Below are 17587 nucleotides of genomic sequence, written 5' to 3'. Positions count from 1 at the left end.
GACCGGCTGGCCGCCGTCGAGGGGCTGGCGGCCGCCGAGGGCCTGAGCGCCGTCCGGCTGCACCTCCCGTTCGGCTCGCACCACCCCGAACTGGGCAGGCAGCGCGGCGAGTTCGAGGAGGTGCTGCGCGGCGGGCCGCCGATCGGGCCGACCGCCGTACCGGTCTACTCGGCCGTCGCGGGACGCCGCTACACCCCGGCCGACGACCTGGCGGCCCGCGTCGCCGACTGCCTGGTCCGGCCCGCCCACCTGCCCCGGATCCTCGCCCTGCTGGCCGCCCACGGCCACACCGACTACCGCGAGGCCGGACCGGGCAGCGCGCTCGGCCGCAACGCCGCCGACTGCCTGCGCGGCACCGGCGCCCGCGTGCACGGCGCGGGGGCGGAACGCGTGCACGGCACGCGGGCGCAACGCGTGCACGGCACCGGGGAAGAAGAGCGCGAGAGGGGACAGCGAACGGTGACGACGGACCGCACCCTGGACGAACTGCTGCACGGCCGCCACCACCCCGGCCGGCTGCCCCGCCTGCACCGGGCGCTGGCCCGCCACCCCTACCGGGTCGCCGAGGCCGCGGCCGAACGCGAGCCCTACCTGTACCGCCGGCTGCGGGCCCTGCTGCGGGCCCTACCCGCGGCCGCCGACCTGCACGCCGACCCCGACGGGCTGGCCGCGGCGCTGGCCTGGGCCGCCGTCGCCGATCCCCGGCTCGGGATGACGGTGGTCACCCAGAGCGTCCTCGGGCAGGGGTCGCTGCTGCGGCTGGCCGGTGCGCGCAAGGACGTCGGCCCGGAACTCGGCGCCGTCGACGCGGGCGACCTGCGGATCGGCTACCTGGTGACCGAGGCGGGCCGGGCCAGCAGCCACCTCGGCGCCGGCACCGTGGCCGAATTCCGGCCGGACCGGCGGGAGTTCGTGCTGCGCACCACCGAGGAGGCGGACGTCAAGTTCGGCGGGGTGCCGCAGTACCCGGGCCCGCGCGGGGCCGTGGTGATCGCCCGGGCGGTGGACGCGGCGGGCCGGGCGGGCGGGGTGTTCGCCTTCCTGGTCCGGCTCGCCGACCACGACGGGCCCCGCCCCGGGGTGGCGCTCTCCGCGCCCGTCCCGGTCGGCGCGCTCCCGCTCAGCTACCACCGGGTCCGGTTCGACGGCGTCCGCGTCCCCGAGGCGCACTGGCTGCGCGACGACGCCGACCTCGACGCGGACGGGCACCTGCACGACCCGCGCACCCCCGAGGACCGGCTGCGCCGCACCCTCGCGGTCGGCCAGGACCTGTGGGGCGTCCTGCCCACCGCGCTGGCCGCGCTCGCCCGGCAGTCCGCGGTGCTCGCCGTCCGGCACTCCCGCCACCGCGAGACCCGGGCCGCGCTCGCCCCCGGCACCCCGCTGCTCGCCCACCGCAGCCAGCAGCGCGCCCTGCTCGGCGCCCTCGCCGACGCCTTCGCGCTCAGCTGCGCCGCCGCCCGGGCCCGCGAACTGCTCGCCGCCGCCCGGGAGTCCGACGCCGCCGGCGCGGAGAGCGGCTTCGCGCCGTGGGCCGCCGTCAGCCGCCCGCTGTCCGCGTACAAGGCGCACTGCGCCGACGAGGCCGAGCGGATCATCGCCGAGTGCCAGCGCCGCTGCGGCCACGCCGGGCTGGCCGACGGCAACCGGCTGGCCGGCTACCACGGATTCGCCCGCTCCTTCGACCCGGCCGGCGGCGACAGCCGGCTGATCCGCTACGACCTCGGACGCGCCCTGCTGGCGGAGGCCGGCCCCGGCGGGCCCCCGCCGGTCCCGGCCGACCTCGGCGACCCCGGCTGGTGGCCCGCCGTCCTGGCCCGGCACCAGCACACCCTGACCGGCTGGCTGCGGCGCGCCACCGCCGAGCGGGCCCGCGGCGGCGCCACCCCCTTCGAGGTGTGGAACCCGCTGCTCGACCGGGCGGCCGAACTCGGCGCGGCGTACGCCGCCCGGCTCGCCGCCGAGGACCTCCCGCGGGCCCTGGCCGCCCTCCCGCCGGACGGGGCCACCGACGCCCTCGCCCACCTCGCCGCCCTGCGCGCCGCCGACCGGACGGCCGGCGCCCTGCTGCGCCACCGCACCCTCGCCCCCGGCGAGTTGGCCGGATTGGAGAACGCCCTCGAACGCGGCTACGACCGGCTGCTGCCGCACCTGGAGCAGGTCGAGCGGGCCTTCGCCTTCCCCGACGACATCGTCCTTCCGGAGGGATTCCCCGAGGGCTTTCCCGAGGGCTTTCCCAGCAGATCTCCCGGCGGCTTCCCCGAGGGCCCTCCCGACGGCCCCGCCCGGGAGGGCCGTCCCGAGGGGCCGAACACCCCGTCCGAGCAGGAGTTTCCCGAGTGAGGAGTGCGCGGTGGTGAACGCGGTGGGCGTGTGGGGCACCGGGCGGTACGTGCCGGTGCGGGTGCGGGGCAACGGGGAGGTGGCGGCCGGGGCCGGGGTGACGCCGGAGTGGATCGCGGAGCGGACGGGGGTGCGGCGGCGGCACGTCGCGGCGGACGGGCAGGCGGCCTCGGACCTCGCCGCCGAGGCGGTGCGCCGGGCGCTGGCCTCGGCCGGGGTGCCGGCGGAGCGGCTCGGCCTGCTGGTGTGCGCGACCTCCACGCCGGACGAGCTGGGCCCGGCCACCGCCTGCCGGGTGCAGGCACTGGTCGGGGCCGGCAACGCCGTCGCGCTGGACGTGTCGGCGGCCTGCTCGGGCTGGCTGTTCGGGGCGAAGGTCGCGCACGACTGGCTGCGCGAGGCGGACGGGCCGGTGCTCGCCGCGGTGGTCGGGGTGGAGGCGTACTCGAAGTTCGTCGACCCGGCGGACCGGGCCACCGCCGTGCTGTTCGCGGACGGCGCCGCCGCCACCGTGCTGGGCCCGGTGGAACCGCCGGGCGGGCTGGGCGGGTTCCGGCTCGGCACGGACGGGCGGCTCGCCGACCGGGTGCTGATCCCGGCCGGGGGCAGCCGCCGCCCGGCGACCCGGGAGACCCTCGCGGAGGGCGCGCACCGGATCCGGATGGACGGGCGGACGGTGAGCCGGTTCATCCGGGACGCCTTCCCGCGGATGCTGCACGAGACGCTGGAGCGGCACGGCCTGGGCGTCGACGACATTGACCACGTGATCACCCACCAGCCCAACCCGGTCCTGGTGCGCCGGCTCGCCGCCGAGGCGGGCCTCGCCGACCGGATGACCGTGGTCGGCGACCTGGTGGGCAACATCGGCGCGGCCAGCGCCCCGTACGCGCTGGCCACCGCGCACGCCGAGGGCCGACTGCGGCCCGGCGACCTGATCCTGCTGACCGTCTTCGGGGCCGGCATGACCTGGGGCAGCGCCCTGCTGCGCTGGTCCGGGACCCCGGGGGGAATCGACCGCGAACGGAAGGAAGCACTGCCATGAGCAAGAGCACACTGCCGGGGGCGTTCCGACTGGACGGCGCCCGCGCGCTGGTCACCGGGGCGTCGCGGGGCATCGGCCGGGCCTGCGCGCTGGCGCTGGCCGAGGCCGGGTGCGACCTGGCGCTGAGCGCCCGGACCGGGGCCGCGCTGCGGGAGGCGGCCGAGGAGGCCGAGGGGCACGGGGTGCGGGCCGTGGCGCTGGCCGCGGACCTGGCCGAACCGGGCGCGCCGAGCGCCCTGGTGGAACGGGCGGCCGCGGCACTCGGCGGGATCGACGTGCTGCTGCACAACGCCGGGGTGCTGCCCACCGCGGCGGACGGCAGCCCCGTCCTGGTGCCGTTCCAGCACTCCACCCAGCAGGACTGGGAGCACGTGATCGCCGTCAACCTGAACGCCACGGCCGAGATCTGCCGGGCCGCGCACCCGCACCTGGCGGCGTCCGACCGGGCCTCGCTGATCCTGATGTCCTCGGCGTCCGGGGTGATGGGCACCCCGCTGCTGGACGCGTACGCCGCGACCAAGGCCGCGCAGATCTCGCTGGCCCGCAGCCTGGGCGTCGGCTGGGCCCGCGAGGGGATCCGGGTCAACGCGGTCTGTCCCGGCTGGATCACCACCGACATGACCAGCTTCGCGTCCGGCACCGAGCCGTTCTCGCAGTGGCTGATGGCGCACGTCCCGCAGGGCCGCTGGGGCACCCCCGAGGACGTCGCCGGGGCGGTGCTGTTCCTCGCCTCGCCCGCCTCCGCGCTGGTCACCGCGCAGGCCCTGGTGCTGGACGGCGGCCTGAGCACCCCCGACGGCGGACTGGGGGCCATCCCCAAGCCGCCCTCCCCGTTCGCGGCCTGAGGGGGCGTCCGGTGCCCCGCGCGGCCGTCGTCGGGATCGGCTCCTGCCTGCCCGCCCGCAGCGTCGACAACCAGCAGGTGATCACCGAGGGACGCCTCGACAGCAGCGACGAGTGGATCCGCCGGCGCACCGGCATCCACCGCCGCCGGCGCGCCGCACCCGGCACCGCCACCGGCGACCTGGCCGTGTACGCCGCGGCCGCCGCGATCGAATCCGCCGACGCCGCACCGGACTTCGTGCTGCTCGCCACCACCACCCCCGACCACCCCTGCCCCGCCACCGCACCCGCCGTCGCCCACCGGCTCGGCCTGCCGCGCGTCCCCGCCCTCGACCTGTCCGCGGTCTGCTCCGGCTTCCTGTACGCGCTGGCCACCGCCGACGCCCTGGTCCGCGCCGGGGCCTGCCGCCACCCGCTGGTGATCGGCGCCGACACCTACTCCACCATCGTCGACCCCACCGACCGGGACACCGCCGCCCTGTTCGGCGACGGCGCCGGGGCGGTGCTGCTGGCCGCCGCCGAGGACGGCGCGCCCGGCGCGCTGCACGCCGCCGACCTGGGCAGCGACGGCGGCGGCGCCGCCCTGATCACCATCGACGCGGGCGGCTCCCGCCACCCCGACCGGCAGCGGCAGGACCCGGACGGGCACTGGTTCCGGATGCGCGGCCGCTCCGTCTACGGCCAGGCCGTCCGGCACCTCACCGACTCCGCCGCCCGGGCGCTGGCCGCCGCCGGCTGGAAACCCGCCGACCTCGGCGCGTTCGTCGCCCACCAGGCCAACCAGCGGATCCTCGACTCGGTCGCCGACCGCCTCGGCCTGCCGCCCGCCGTCCGCTTCGGCAACCTGCGCGAACTCGGCAACACCGCTGCCGCGTCCATCCCGCTGGTGCTCGCCGACGACGGCCCGCAACGCGCCCTCGCCCCCGGCACCCCGACCCTGCTCACCGCCTTCGGCGGCGGCCTGACCTGGGCGTCCGTCGCCCTCACCTGGCCCGCCGCCACCCCCGTCCGCCGCACCCTGGACTGACGTCCCACCAGGAGGAGAGACCCCGTGGACCAGGTCACCGAACGCATCGCCGCCGTCCTCACCGGGAAGTTCGACGTCCCCGCCGATCTCATCACCGCTCGGGCCAGCTTCCAGGACCTCGACCTCGACTCGCTGTCCGTCGTCGAGCTGTACGTCACGCTGCAGGAGGAGTGGGGCGTCCCGCTGGACGCCGAAGCCGCCACCGGCGACGTGACGGTCGGCGAACTCGCCGACGAAGTGCGCAGGTTGCTGGACGGGCGGCGACCCGGAGATGACTGACCGGACTGAGCGGACTGAGCGGGCGGACCGGGCGGACCGGGCGCGGATCGTCGTCACCGGCACCGGGGCCGTCACCGCCGGGGGCGCCGGGATGGCCGCCACCTGGCGCACCCTGTGCGAGGGGCGCGGCACCGCCCGGTACGACCCCGCCCTGGACGGCACCCCGGTACCGATCAGCTGCCGCCCGCCGCACCCCGAGGACGCCCCCGTCCGGCAGGGCTGGCGGCTGGACCGCTCCACCCGCTACCTGCTGACGGCGGCCCAGGAAGCGCTCCGGGAAGCCGGGATCGAGGCGTTCGGCCCCCGGCCCCCCGACTGGGACCCGGCCCGGGTCGCCGTGGTGGTCGGCTCGGCCGCCGGGGGCGTGGCCGTCCTGGAGGACGCCCACCGCCGCCTGCTCGACCGCGGCCCCGACGCCCTCTCCCCGCTCACCCTCACCGGCTACCTGCCCAACCTGTCCGCCGCCGGCCACCTCGCCCTCGCGCTGCGCACCACCGGCCCCGCCCTGCACACCTCCACCGCCTGCGCCTCCGGCGCCAACGCGATCGCGCACGCCGCCCTGCTGCTCGCCACCGGCGCCTGCGACCTCGCCGTGACGGGCGGCACCGACGCGATGGCCACCCCGCTGTGCGCGGCCGCGTTCGCCCGGACCGGCGCGCTGTCCCGGCGCACCGACCGGCCCGCCACCGCCTCCCGGCCCTTCGACCGGGACCGGGACGGCTTCGTGCTCGGCGAGGGCGCGGGCGTCCTGGTGCTGGAACGCGCCGCCGACGCCGCCGCCCGCGGCGCCCCCGCCCTGGCCCACCTCGCCGGCTGGGCCACCACCTCCGACGCCCACCACCCCACCGCCCCCGACCCGGCGGGCCGCGGCCTGCGCGCCGCCGTCGCCCTCGCGCTGCGCGCCGCGGACGCCGCACCCGGCGAGGTCGAACACGTCAACGCGCACGGCACCGGCACCCCGCGGGGCGACCGGGCCGAGGCCGCCGCGATCCGCGACCTGTTCGCCCGCACCCCGCCCAGCGTCACCTCCGCCAAGGGCGCCCTCGGCCACACCATGGGCGCGGCCGGCGCGATCGAGGCCGCCCTCACCGTCCGCACCCTGCGCACCGGCACCGCCCCGCCCACCGCCAACCACGACGCCCCCGGCCCCGACACCGCCGGAATCGACCTGGTCACCGGCCGCCCCCGCGACCACGGCCCCCGGCTGGCGCTCAGCCACTCGCTCGGCTTCGGCGGCCACAACACGGTGCTGGCCCTGCGCCGGACGGACGCGCCCTGACGCCCGGCCTCCGCCGGGCGCCGGGCCGGACGCTACTGCTGACGCTCCACCAGGTACCGGGCCAGGCACTCGGTGACCAGGCGGTGGTCGTCGAGCTGCGGCAGGCCGGAGACGGTGACCGTGCCGACCATCCCGGTGCCGCGCACCAGCAGCGGGAAGGAGCCGCCGTGCGCGGCGTAGCGCGCCGGGTCGAGGTCGAAGGCCCGGCCCTTGGCCCGGTGGCGCTCGCCCACCAGGTAGGAGGCCTCGCCGAACCGGCGGACCACGGCCGCCTTGCGGCTGATCCAGTCGTCGTTGTCGGCGCTGGTGCCCGGCAGTGCGACGTGGAAGACCTGCTGCTCGCCGCGCCGGATGTCGACCGTCACCGCGAGGCCGCGCTCCAGGGCCACCGCGACGATCAGCGAGCCGAGCCGCCAGGTGTCCGCCAGGCCGGCCGAGGGGAGCTGCAACTCCCGGTGCTGGCGCTCCAGTTCGGCGATGTCGGGAGGGGTGTCGTCGGGGCGGGTGGCGTCCGGGTTCACAGGGTCACCGCCGTGCCGGTGCGGGAGGAGCGCTGCGCCGCCTCCAGTACCCGCAGTGCCTGGACGGCGTCCTGCGCCTCGACCGGGACGGGGCCGTCGCCGCGCAGGGCCCGGGCCAGGCCCGCGTAGTAGTCCTGGTAGCGGCCGGGCAGGGTGGCCACCGGCTCGACGGCGTCCCCGGCCCGGAACGAGCCCCAGTGCTCGGGGGCGCGGACGCCCCAGTCCGGGTCGGCGGGGGTGCCGCCGAGGCGCAGCGCGTCCTCCTGGCCGTCCAGGCCGTGGGTGACGTACGCGCCCCGGGAGCCCAGGACCCGGAAGCGGGGGCCGAGGTCGCCGGCGGTCGCGCTCATCCACAGGTGCGAGCGGGTGCCGTCGGCGTGGGTGAGGGCGACGAAGCTGTCGTCGTCGGTCGCGGCGCCGGTGCGGCGGGCGTCGAGTTCGGCGTAGACCCGCTCGGCCGGGCCGAACAGGACCAGGGCCTGGTCGACCAGGTGCGCGCCGAGGTCGTAGAGCACGCCGCCGGCCTCGGCCGGGTCGCCCAGTTCGCGCCAGGCGCCGCTGAGTTCGGGGCGCCAGCGCTCGAAGCGGGACTCGAACCGGTTCACCCGGCCGAGCCGGCCCGAGTCGACCAGTTGCCGGACGGTGCGGAAGTCGCCGTCCCAGCGCCGGTTCTGGAACACGCTGAGCAGCACCCCCCGTTCCCGGGCCAGGGCGGCCAGTCGCTCGCCCTCGGCGGCGGTGGCGGCGAGCGGCTTGTCGACCACCACCGGCAGCCCGGCCTCGACGGCGCGGGTGGCCAGCGGGATGTGGGTGCGGTTGGGGGAGGCGACCACCACCAGGTCCAGGCCGAGTTCGGGCGCCGCGGCCCACAGCGCGTCGGTGTCCGGGAGCAGGGCGGCGCCGGGGTGGGCGGCGGCCGCCCGCGCGCGGCGCTCCGGGTCGGCGGTCACCACGGCCGCGAGGCGCAGGCCCGGCGTGGTGCTGATCAGGGGCGCGTGGAAGACGGCGCCGGCGATGCCGTAGCCGACGAGTCCCACGTTCAGGGGCGAGGAGTCCATACCCCAAGTTAAACAACAGCGTGGATTAACTGGCAAGCACCCGTACCATCGACTCCGTGACCAGCGACCCGGCCCCGCACCGCGCCCTCAACCTCGCCCTGCTCCGCGACCGCAACGACGCGGCCGTGCTGCGCGCCGTCCGCGCCGCCGAGGACGGCACCAGCCGGGTCGAACTGGCCGCCCGCACCGGACTGACCGCCCAGGCGATCAGCAAGATCACCGCCCGCCTGCTGGCCGACGGCCTGCTCACCGAGGCCGGACGCGCGCACGTCGCCGGCCGCAGCGGCAAACCCCGCACGCTGCTCCGGCTCGCCCCGCGCTCCCGGTACGCCCTCGGTGCCGAGATCGGCCGCCACGGCCTGCACCTGCTGCAGGTCGACCTCACCGGCGCCGTCGTCGCCCAGGACCGGGCGCCGATCGCCCCGGACGCCGAACCCGGGCCGGTCCTCGACCGGCTGGCCGCCATGGTCCGGGAACTCACCGCCGGCACCGGGACGGACGGCCGCGTCCTCGGCCTCGGCCTCGCCTGCCCCGGCCCGCTCGACACCCGCGACGGCGTCCTCCACCAGGTCACCGGCATGCCCCGCTGGCACGGCCTCCACCTGCGCGAAGCCGTCCAGGACCGGACCGGGCTCCCGGTCCTGGTGGAGAAGAACACCACCGCCGGGGTGCTCGGCCGCCCGGGCCCCGACCACCGCGCCTTCGTCTCCCTCGGCGACGGCGCCGGGGCCGGCCTGGTGCTCGGCGGCCGCGTCCAGCGCGGCGCGCGCACCAACGCCGGCGAGTTCGGCCACCAGTGCCTCGACCCGGCCGGCCCGCCCTGCGCCTGCGGCGCCCGCGGCTGCCTGGAGGCCCTCTGCCTCACCGCCCTCCGGGACGGCCGCCCCGACCGGGCCGCCGCCGCCCTCGCCGTCGGCGTCGCCAACCTGGTCCGCCTCCTCGACGTCGAGGAGGTCACCCTCGGCGGCACCGCCCTCCTCGACGACCCCGAACGCTACGAGACCGCGATCCGCACCGAACTCGCCACCCGCCTGCCCGACCCGGCCTGGCAGCACGTCACCCTCACCCGCGCCGCCCCCCTCGCCGTCCCCCAGGGCGCCGCGGCCCTCGCCCTGGCCCGCCTGTTCGACTGACGGCGAGGGAGAGCGCCACCGCCCTCGTGCGGCCCGCCTGTTCGGCTGCCGGCGAGAGCGAAGGGCAAGGACAAGTGCGAAGGGCGAGGGCGCAGGAGGGGGAAAGCGAGGACGGGGGCGCGGCGGCCCCGGGCCCCGACCCTTGCCCTCCGGCCCCTGACCCCGGCCTCCGGCCGGGGTCAGGCGCCGTAGCGGCGTTTGCGGGTGGCGTAGGTGTGCAGGGCGCGGAGGAAGTCGACCTCGCGGAAGGCGGGCCAGTAGGCGTCGCAGAAGTAGAGCTCCGCGTAGGCGCTCTGCCAGAGCAGGAAGTTGGACATCCGCTGCTCGCCGCTGGTGCGGATGACCAGGTCCGGGTCGGGGCTGCCGGCGGTGTAGAGGTGGCGGGCGATGTGGTCGGAGGTCAGTTCCTCGGCCAGGGCCCGGACCGGGCGGCCGGTGTCGGCGTGGGCGTGCAGCAGGTTCCGGACGGCGTCGACCAGTTCCTGGCGGCCGCCGTAGCCGACCGCGAGGGTGAGGCGGGCGCCGGTGGTGCAGGCGGCGGTGGCTGCTTCCGCACGGGCCAGGGCGCGGGCCGTCGACTCCGGCAGGGTGTCCGGGTCGCCCGCCACCCGGACCTGCCAGCGGGGGCGCGGTCCGGCCAGGTTGCGGGTCAGCACCTCCTCGATCACCCGCATCAGGAACGCGACCTCCTCGTCGCCGCGCCGCCGCAGGTTCTCCGCCGAGCAGACGAACACCGTCACGTGCCGCACCCCCACCGCCTCGCACCAGCCGAGCACCGCGCTCGCGTGCTGCGCGCCGTAGCGGTGGCCGAGCCGGGTGTCGGCGAAGCCGTGCTCGCGGGCCCAGCGGCGGTTGCCGTCCATGATCAGGCCGATGTGCCGGGGCAGTTCGGTCCCGGCCAGGCGGCGGCGCAGCCGACCGGCCCGCAGGGCTTGCAGGGAGCGCAGGGCGCGCAGAGGCGGGGTGGGCTTCACGGCAGGCAAGGTGACGGCCTTTCGGACGACGGGCGGACCGCGTGGTGCACAATGAATAGCACGCGTCGCGTGTCATCGAGAAGCGCGGTCGGACGGGCGAACGGCGACGGACCGACCGAGAGCCGTCGAAAAACCGACGAAGGACCCATGAAGGACCCACGAAGGACCCCGGAGGAGCGGAGCCAGGTGCGCACCAACGACGCCCAGATGCTGGTGCTGTCCGCGCTCGCGGACGGGCCGCTGCACGGCTACGCCGTCAACACCGCCATCGAACGGATGACCGGCGCCCGGCTCGGCCGCGGCAGCCTCTCCGGCGCCCTGGCCCGGCTGCGCGACAAGCAGCTGATCGAGAACCTGCCCGGCGAGGGCCGCCGCCGCCCGGTCCGCCTCACCGACGCGGGCCGCAGCGCCCTCGGCCGGGAGCTGAACGCGCTCGCCGACGTCGCCGGGCAGCTCTTCGAGACCGTCGTCCCCGACCGGATCGCCTACCAGGAGCGCCTCAACGGCACCGACCAGGCCCGCGCCTACCAGCAGGTCCTGCTGGACGCCCTGGACGCCCGCCCCGGGCAGCACCTGCTCGACTGGGGCTGCGGCACCGGCGCCGCGCTGCCCGCGCTGGCCCGCGCCGCCACCGCCCGCGGCCGGGTGCTGGGCATCGACCGGGACCCGCGGATGGCCCTGCGGGCCGCCGGCCTGGCCGCCGGGCTGCCGAACACGGCCGTCCTGCGCGCCGACGTCCACCGCCTCCCGCTGGCCCCCGGCAGCGCCGACCGGATCCGCACCGACCGGCTGCTCCAGCACCTCGCCGATCCGGCCGCCGCCCTCGCCGAGGCCCGCCGGGTGCTGCGCCCCGGCGGCCGGCTGGTGGCCGCCGAACCGGACTGGGACACCCTCGCCGTCGACCACCCCGACCCCGCCCCGGCCCGCGCCTTCACCCGGCACCTCACCGAGCGGATCGTCCGCAACCCGCTGATCGGGCGTCAACTGCCGCGGCTGGCCGAGGAGTCCGGGCTCGCCGTGCGCGCCGTCGTCCCCGTCCCGGTGCTCTTCCGCGAGGTCCGGGCCGCCGACCGGGTGCTCGGCCTGCAGCGCAACACCGAACGGGCCGTCGCCGCCGGGTACCTGACCCGGGAGCAGGCCGGGGAGTGGCTGGAGCACCTGGCGCGCGGGCCGTTCCTGGCCGCCGTCACGGTGTTCGTGGTCACCGCCGAGAAGCCCGGCCCGGGGCCTGTCGGCGAGGTGGGCTAAGGTCCCCGCCATGACCGAGAACGCGCACCTCCGCCCGCTCACCGCCCGGCTGGTGGACGGGGTGATCTGCGCCTACGACCCGGCCGCCCCGGAGCTCGGGGTGCTGGCGCCGGTCGCCCGGTTCCGGCCCCGGGACGGCGACGCGGTGTGCGACCGGGCGGTGGCGCGGGACCTGTCGCGGGCGTACTACACCACGCTGGACGCCGCGGTGTGCGTCGCGGCGGACGGCAGCGAGCTGTGGCGCTCGGCCATCGCGGGGGAGCGCACCGAGGAGCTCGGCCACCGGCCGGGCTGCGGGCTCTCGGCGGACGGCCGGCAGCTGTGGCTCTACCAGCCCGACGCGATGGCCGGCCGGGCCGGCCACGACCACTGGACGGTGCTGGACGCCGACACCGGCGCGCTCCTGGCACAGACCGCGCTGGACACCGTCGGCCACGGCGGCGAGCACTTCACCCACCCCGGCGGGGAGGTGCTGCTCGACGTCGGCGAGGGCCAGGACGGCACGACCGTCTTCCGCGGCACCGCCGCCGACGGCGTCCTCGACCTGCGCCCCTACCCCTGGAGCGACCGCTGCCTGATCGGCCTCTCCCCGGACGGGAAGCACTTCCTGACGGTCGACCACGGCCAGGCCGACCTCGTCGTGCACGCCCACCCCGGCGGCGAGGCCGAGTTCACCCTGACCGTCGACGACTTCGGCTACGACAGCACGGAGTGGGAGGCCGTGGTCGAGTGGAGCGGCGGCTACCTCGACCCGGACACCCTCGCGGTGGTGCTGTACGGCGAGGACGAGGAGACCGAGCAGGAGTGGTTCCGCAGCTACCGGGTCGACGCGCACACCGGCCGCATCCTCGGCGAGTTCGACTCGCACGCCACCGACTGCTACGACCTGTGCCCGCTCGGCGACGGCAGCTGGCTGACCACCGACGCCTCCGGCCACCCCGTGCGCCGGACGCTGGACCGGCCGGCGGCGGTCAGGAGTTCCACCAGGCCGGGCGGACCCGCAGCGATTCTTCCTTGACGCAGCCCAGCCCGTTGACGACCTCCCGGGCGTGCAGGTCCCAGCCGACCACGCCGTTGCCCTTGCGGTCGAGCTCGATCAGCCGGGACTCCTCGGTGTGCGACCCCGCCGCGACCTCGCAGCGCAGCACGGTGTCCCAGGCCAGCCCGTCCAGCGCGGCGGCGAACGCCGTCAACGGCAGCACCAGCACCGTCAGCAGCAGCGCCGCCCACTGCTCGGCCGCCACCAGCCGCAGCCGCCACGGCGCGAGCGCGGCGGTGTCCGGCCGCCCGGACGGGTGGGTGCGGCGGCCCGCCCGGTACTCCTGGACCACGCCCTGCCGCAGCGCCAGCGCGGCCAGCGCCACCCCCAGCCCCCACCACGGCCCGTAGAACACCCAGCACAGCACGCCCATCGCCAGCGGGTTGACCAGGGTCAGCGCCACCGTCCGGGCCAGCGCGCCCGCCGAGCGCCCCCGCGGGACGGCGCCGCGCGCCGCGAACAGCGCGAACACCAGCCGGGAGGTGACCACCGCCACCAGCGAACCCAGCAGCGGACGGGTCGTCACCATGCCGACCAGCACCTCGCCGAGGTTCGGCACGCCCATGGTGGTGACCACCTCGCGGGTGTGCGAACCGCCGCCGACCGTCCAGGCGATCTTCACCAGCGGCACCGCCGCCAGCAGCGCCAGCAGCACCGTGTGCCCCGGCCCGCCCTTGCGGTCCAGCTCGGCGCGCCCGTCCGCCGCACTTCCCTCTGCTGCCACTGCGCCCGCCTCCCGTGGTGGTTCCGCGAGATGCATAGCCGCTCCGGGCGGCGGCGATCCGGGGGTTCGCCGGTGCGGGTGACGGCTTGGGCCGGGCGGCCCAGCCGAACGGGCGGTTCAGGCGGTACGCGGGCGGGTTCAGGCGGTGGGTTTGCGGGCCTCGAAGAGGGTGCGGGACATGGTGGAGACGAAGACGCCCTCGCGCTCGATCCGCTCGTGCAGGGCGCGCAAGCGCTCGCGGTAGCGGTCGACCGAGAAGTCCGGCACCGTCCAGACCACCTTGCGCAGGAACCAGACCACCGCGCCGACGTCGGAGAACTCCAGGCGCAGCCGCTCGTTGCGGCACTGCACCACCTCCAGCCCCGCCGCCCGGGCCAGCCCGGCCTCCACCTCGTGCTCGCGGGCGGTGGGCACCGGGAACGGGCCGAGGAAGAACGTGCTCAGCTCGACGTTGGTGCGCCCGCCCACGTGCTGCGCGAAGTAGCTGCCGCCCGGGGCCAGCACCCGGGCGATCTCCGGGAAGTCCACCGCCGCCGGGTGACGGCTCGTCACCAGGTCGAACGCGCCGTCCGCGAACGGCAGCGGCGCGTCGGCCGGGGAGGCCACCAGGACGGCGCCCAGCGGGTGCAGCCGGCGGGTGGCCAGCGCCGCGTTCGGCGGCCAGCCCTCGGTGGCCGCCATGGTGCGCGGGAAGTTCTCCGGCCCCGCCCCCGCGAGCACCTCGCCGCCGCCGGTCTGCAGGTCGAGCGCCGCACCGGCCGCCGCCAGCCGCTCGCCCAGCAGCCGCTGGTACCCCCAGGAGGGCCGCTGCTCGGTGGCCCGGCCGTCGAGCCAGGCGAAACCCCAGCCGTCGACGGGAGCGGCGGCGGCCTCGTCGACCAGGGCGTCGAATGATCGGTCCATGACGGGCATCCAAGCACGTCAACCCGGTCGGGACGAGGGAATTAACGCCCCGTGGGAACTTCCCGACAGGGTGTCGGCAAACAGCTTGACTTAGGTGAGCCTCACCTAAATAATCGGGGGGATTCGATCTTTGGAGGCACTCCCCGATGTCCAGCTCCGACCAGCAGCCCGCCGCCTTCTCCGCCCTGCTCCGCACCGCCAGCGCCGAGGAGCACCGGGCGGCCGAACAGTCCTCCTTCATGGGCGACCTGCTCGGCGGACGGCTCGGCCGCCAGGCCTACACCGACCTCACCGGCCAACTCCGGTACGTCTACCGGGCCCTGGAATCCCGGCTGGACACCCTCGCCGCCCACCCCGTGGCCGGACCGCTGATCGACCGCGCCCTGCTGCGCACCGCCGCCATCGAACGCGACCTCGACCACCTGGCCGGCCCCGACTGGCGCACCACCCTCGCCCCGCTGCCCGCCACCGAGGCGCTGGTCGCCCGGATCGAGGAACTCGCCGAGACCTGGCCGGCCGGCTACCTCGCCCACCACTACACCCGCTACCTCGGCGACCTGTCCGGCGGCCAGATCATCCGCGGCGTCGCCGAGCGCACCTGGGGCTTCGAACGCAAGGGCGACGGCGTCCGGTTCTACGTCTTCGAGGAGATCGACAACCCCGCCGCGTTCAAGCGCGACTACCGCGCCCGGCTGGACGCCGCGGGCGAGCTGATGGACGAGGTCGAGCGCCGCCGGGTCGCCGAGGAGTGCAAGCGGGCCTTCGTCCTCAACGGCGCGATATTCGGCGAGCTCGGCGGACGGTACCCGCTGAGCGCCTGAGCACGCCGCGGACGGGCCGCCCCCTCCCGCCGGGCCCGGTACGGGAACCGTTCCCGTACCGGGCCCCGTCGTCGTGGTGCGTGCCGCGGTCGCGGGCTGCGTCGTGGGCGGAGGAGGGACGGGGCGGGTGACGGGGCGGCCGTCCGCTCGGGCATCATCGTCCGCATGAGCGACACGCACGATGACCAGTTGGCCACCCTCTGGCAGGGCTTCCTCGACCTGCCCTTTCCGCAGAGCTGCTACCGGCGTTCGCCCGCCGGTGAAGACCTGGTGCTGCTGGAGAGCCATCTCGCCGGCTGCGTGTCCGCCGCGTTGACCGGCCCGCTCGACCAACGCCGCAGAGAGGCGCTGCGCACCGGCATAGCGACCGTCGACCGGATCCTGCCCGAACTCGCCGACGACCCCGGGGCCGCCGACTACTTCACCCGCCTGCGCGAACTCGCCGTCCTGGCCGGCGCCCGCTGACCCGCCGCCCCCGCAGCACGCCCGTCGGGCCCGTACGGAGACTCCGTACGGGCCCGACGCGGTGTCAGCGCCCCTGCTCGGCGGCGGTGGTGGTGCCGGAGGAGCGGCGGCGCACCAGGACGGTGGTCGCCCCGCCGACCAGCAGCAGCCCGGCCGCGGTGGCCAGCATCGGCACGGTGCCGGTGCCGCCGCCGGTGAAGGCCAGCTCGCCGCCGGAGCTGGTGAGGGTGGCGCCACCGGTCGTGCCGGAACCGGTGGTGGTGCCCGTACCGGTGCCGGTACCGGTGCCCGTGCCGGTGGTCGGGGCGGTGGTCGGCAGGGTGGCGTTCCGGTCGAAGGAGAGCACCGCCGTCACCGGGGCCAGCGCCTTGCCCGCCGGGTACTGGCCGAACACCGGCACGCCCTCGGCCGTCAGCTTCGCCGGGACCTGGCGCAGCGTCACCACGCCGTCGACCGGGGTGAAGTCGGCCCCGGAGAGGTCGAGTTCGGCGATCCGGGCCCCGGTCAGCCGCACCGGGGCCCCGCCGGAGAGCGAGTTGGCGGCCACGTCGGCCACCAGGTACGCGCCGGAGGCGTCCACCCGGACGCCCGGGTTCGAGAGCGTGGTGTCCAACTGGTAGTGCCCGTCGGCCGCCTGGTGGCCCAGGAAGCGCACCGACCCGGCGAAGCCCGCCGACAGCGCGTGGGTGTCCGTCCGGTAGCTGCCGCTGCCCGCACCGAACCGGAACCCGTCCGCGCCGCCGCCGAACTCCACCTTGCCGCCCGCGATCGGCCCCGTCACGTAGGCCAGGAAGTCCGCCTGCACGCCCCACTCCAGCCGGCCGTCCACGATCGCCAGCTCACGCCCCGCCGGGGTGGAGGCGGACGCGGACGGAGCGGGCGAGGAGGAGGGCGAGGAAGCGGAGGCGGAGGGGCTGGGGGAGTTCGACGGTTCGGGGGAACCGGACGGCTCGGTGGACGGGGAGGTGGAGGTGGAGGGGGAAGCGGAGGGGGATGCGGACGCCGAGGTCGAGGCCGAGACGGAGGGCGACGGGGACGGGGCGGGCGTCTGCTTGAGGACGATCGACAGCGCGTCCAGGGCGGTGCCCTCCGGGTAGAAGCCCGCGAACGCCTTCGCGCCGTCGGCGGTCAGGGTGGCGGGGGTGGCGCCGCCGTTGGTGGTGTCGCGGGCGACGGTGAAGGTGGCCAGTGCGACGTCCTGACGGAGGGTCGGGGCGGTGGCGCCGATGCTCTCCTTCGAGGCGGTGTCGGCGGTGAGGGTGCCGGTGGTGCCCTCGGTGACGATCCGCAGGTCGCTCAGCGCGACGTCCAGCGCGCCGCCGTGGGCGAGGAAGCGGACCCCGCCGTCGAACGCGGCGTTCAGCCGGTGCGTGGTCAGGTCGTAGCCCGCGGAGGCCAGGTTGAAGTGGTACGAGCCGTCCGCGTTGGTGGTCGCCCCGCCGCTCAGCTCGACGCTGCCGCCGCCGGCCGGGCCGGTCACGTAGTTCCGGAAGCTGGCCTTGACGCCCCAGTCCAGCGAACCGGTGTCGTAGCTGACGGTGGTGGGGGCGCCGGCGCCGAAGGCCAGTGAGGGCAGGCCGAAGGCGGTGAGACCGAGACCCGCGGTCGCGGCGGCCAGTGCGGCCAGCCGGGTGCGGTTGCGGTGACGGGCGGGGGCGTGGGACATGGGTGTGACTCCGGAATTCGGTGGTCGGGAAACGGGGGGAGGGGGCCGCGGTCGGCCCGAGGGGTGGTCAGGAGCGCTTGCGGCGGCGGACTGCGTAGGCGGCTCCGCCGGCCGCGGCGGCCAGGACCAGGGCCAGGACGGTCAGCAGGGCGCCGGTGCCGGAGGAGGCGGAGGCGGCCGCGGCAGGCGGGCCGGCGAGGGGGGTGGCGGAGGGGGACGGGG

17 protein-coding genes are annotated in these 17587 nt (G+C 76.8%); 11 read left to right on the top strand and 6 right to left on the bottom strand.

What is annotated here, in order from left to right:
* From IH44_RS43355 to IH44_RS0134160, 6 genes are all read left to right on the top strand, one after another.
* Positions 1–2343 (top strand): hypothetical protein (locus IH44_RS43355; RefSeq protein ID WP_051817909.1); only part of this gene is annotated, 2343 nt, incomplete at its 5' end.
* A 13-nt stretch (positions 2344–2356) separates the two neighbouring features.
* Positions 2357–3385, top strand: coding sequence for a 3-oxoacyl-ACP synthase III family protein (locus tag IH44_RS0134180; protein ID WP_030463704.1), 1029 nt, complete (start codon positions 2357–2359; stop codon positions 3383–3385).
* On the top strand, positions 3382–4230 hold the full coding sequence (locus IH44_RS0134175; protein WP_030463703.1) for an SDR family NAD(P)-dependent oxidoreductase: 849 nt from the start codon (positions 3382–3384) through the stop codon (positions 4228–4230). The genes IH44_RS0134180 and IH44_RS0134175 overlap by 4 nt, the downstream gene beginning before the upstream one ends.
* An 11-nt stretch (positions 4231–4241) precedes the next feature.
* On the top strand, positions 4242–5255 hold the full coding sequence (locus IH44_RS0134170; RefSeq protein WP_030463702.1) for a beta-ketoacyl-ACP synthase 3: 1014 nt from the start codon (positions 4242–4244) through the stop codon (positions 5253–5255).
* 24 nt (positions 5256–5279) lie between these two features.
* Positions 5280–5534 carry an acyl carrier protein gene (locus tag IH44_RS0134165; RefSeq protein ID WP_030463701.1) on the top strand — a complete coding sequence of 85 codons (255 nt, stop codon included), beginning with the start codon at positions 5280–5282 and terminating at the stop codon, positions 5532–5534.
* Positions 5527–6813: a beta-ketoacyl synthase gene (locus IH44_RS0134160; protein WP_051817907.1), complete on the top strand. Its 1287-nt coding sequence runs from the start codon at positions 5527–5529 to the stop codon at positions 6811–6813. The genes IH44_RS0134165 and IH44_RS0134160 overlap by 8 nt, the downstream gene beginning before the upstream one ends.
* Positions 6814–6845: 32 nt before the next feature.
* Here the strand turns inward: IH44_RS0134160 and IH44_RS0134155 are convergent, their stop codons facing one another.
* Together IH44_RS0134155 and IH44_RS0134150 are read right to left on the bottom strand one after the other, a co-directional pair.
* Positions 6846–7334, bottom strand: coding sequence for a heme-degrading domain-containing protein (locus IH44_RS0134155; protein ID WP_030463699.1), 489 nt, complete (start codon positions 7332–7334; stop codon positions 6846–6848).
* Positions 7331–8392, bottom strand: coding sequence for a Gfo/Idh/MocA family oxidoreductase (locus IH44_RS0134150; protein ID WP_030463698.1), 1062 nt, complete (start codon positions 8390–8392; stop codon positions 7331–7333). The genes IH44_RS0134155 and IH44_RS0134150 overlap by 4 nt, the downstream gene beginning before the upstream one ends.
* A gap of 56 nt (positions 8393–8448) precedes the next feature.
* Between IH44_RS0134150 and IH44_RS0134145 the strand changes: the two genes are divergently transcribed.
* On the top strand, positions 8449–9525 hold the full coding sequence (locus IH44_RS0134145; RefSeq protein WP_035957258.1) for an ROK family protein: 1077 nt from the start codon (positions 8449–8451) through the stop codon (positions 9523–9525).
* A gap of 179 nt (positions 9526–9704) precedes the next feature.
* On the opposite strand, the gene uppS is transcribed toward IH44_RS0134145, so the two are convergent.
* The gene (gene uppS / locus IH44_RS0134140) at positions 9705–10499 is read right to left on the bottom strand and encodes a polyprenyl diphosphate synthase (RefSeq protein WP_035957257.1); all 795 of its coding nucleotides are present in this window, start codon (positions 10497–10499) and stop codon (positions 9705–9707) included.
* 186 nt (positions 10500–10685) lie between these two features.
* Between uppS and IH44_RS0134135 the strand changes: the two genes are divergently transcribed.
* Together IH44_RS0134135 and IH44_RS0134130 are read left to right on the top strand one after the other, a co-directional pair.
* Positions 10686–11747, top strand: coding sequence for a methyltransferase domain-containing protein (locus IH44_RS0134135; RefSeq protein WP_030463695.1), 1062 nt, complete (start codon positions 10686–10688; stop codon positions 11745–11747).
* 10 nt (positions 11748–11757) lie between these two features.
* The gene (locus IH44_RS0134130; protein ID WP_051817906.1) at positions 11758–12765 is read left to right on the top strand and encodes a hypothetical protein; all 1008 of its coding nucleotides are present in this window, start codon (positions 11758–11760) and stop codon (positions 12763–12765) included.
* On the opposite strand, the gene IH44_RS0134125 is transcribed toward IH44_RS0134130, so the two are convergent.
* Positions 12719–13546: a hypothetical protein gene (locus IH44_RS0134125; RefSeq protein ID WP_051817904.1), complete on the bottom strand. Its 828-nt coding sequence runs from the start codon at positions 13544–13546 to the stop codon at positions 12719–12721. The genes IH44_RS0134130 and IH44_RS0134125 overlap by 47 nt on opposite strands.
* A gap of 102 nt (positions 13547–13648) precedes the next feature.
* The gene (locus IH44_RS0134120; protein WP_030463692.1) at positions 13649–14413 is read right to left on the bottom strand and encodes a methyltransferase domain-containing protein; all 765 of its coding nucleotides are present in this window, start codon (positions 14411–14413) and stop codon (positions 13649–13651) included.
* A 146-nt stretch (positions 14414–14559) separates the two neighbouring features.
* Here IH44_RS0134120 and IH44_RS0134115 point away from each other — a divergent pair, with 146 nt between their 5' ends.
* Positions 14560–15234 (top strand): heme oxygenase (biliverdin-producing), encoded by a 675-nt coding sequence (locus tag IH44_RS0134115; RefSeq protein ID WP_030463691.1) that lies wholly within the window; start codon positions 14560–14562, stop codon positions 15232–15234.
* 165 nt (positions 15235–15399) lie between these two features.
* Complete coding sequence (locus IH44_RS0134110; RefSeq protein ID WP_157852557.1) at positions 15400–15699, top strand: hypothetical protein; 300 nt, start codon at positions 15400–15402, stop codon at positions 15697–15699.
* A 64-nt stretch (positions 15700–15763) separates the two neighbouring features.
* On the opposite strand, the gene IH44_RS49240 is transcribed toward IH44_RS0134110, so the two are convergent.
* Entirely contained in the window at positions 15764–17365 is a 1602-nt protein-coding gene (locus IH44_RS49240) for an HtaA domain-containing protein (protein ID WP_051817900.1), read from the bottom strand.
* Positions 17366–17587: the final 222 nt, after the last annotated feature.

This window comes from Kitasatospora sp. NRRL B-11411 (genome assembly GCF_000721345.1).
Lineage (GTDB): Bacteria > Actinomycetota > Actinomycetes > Streptomycetales > Streptomycetaceae > Kitasatospora > Kitasatospora cineracea.
Note: the sequence above shows the minus strand (reverse complement) of the source record. Positions and strands in the feature narration are given on the sequence as shown.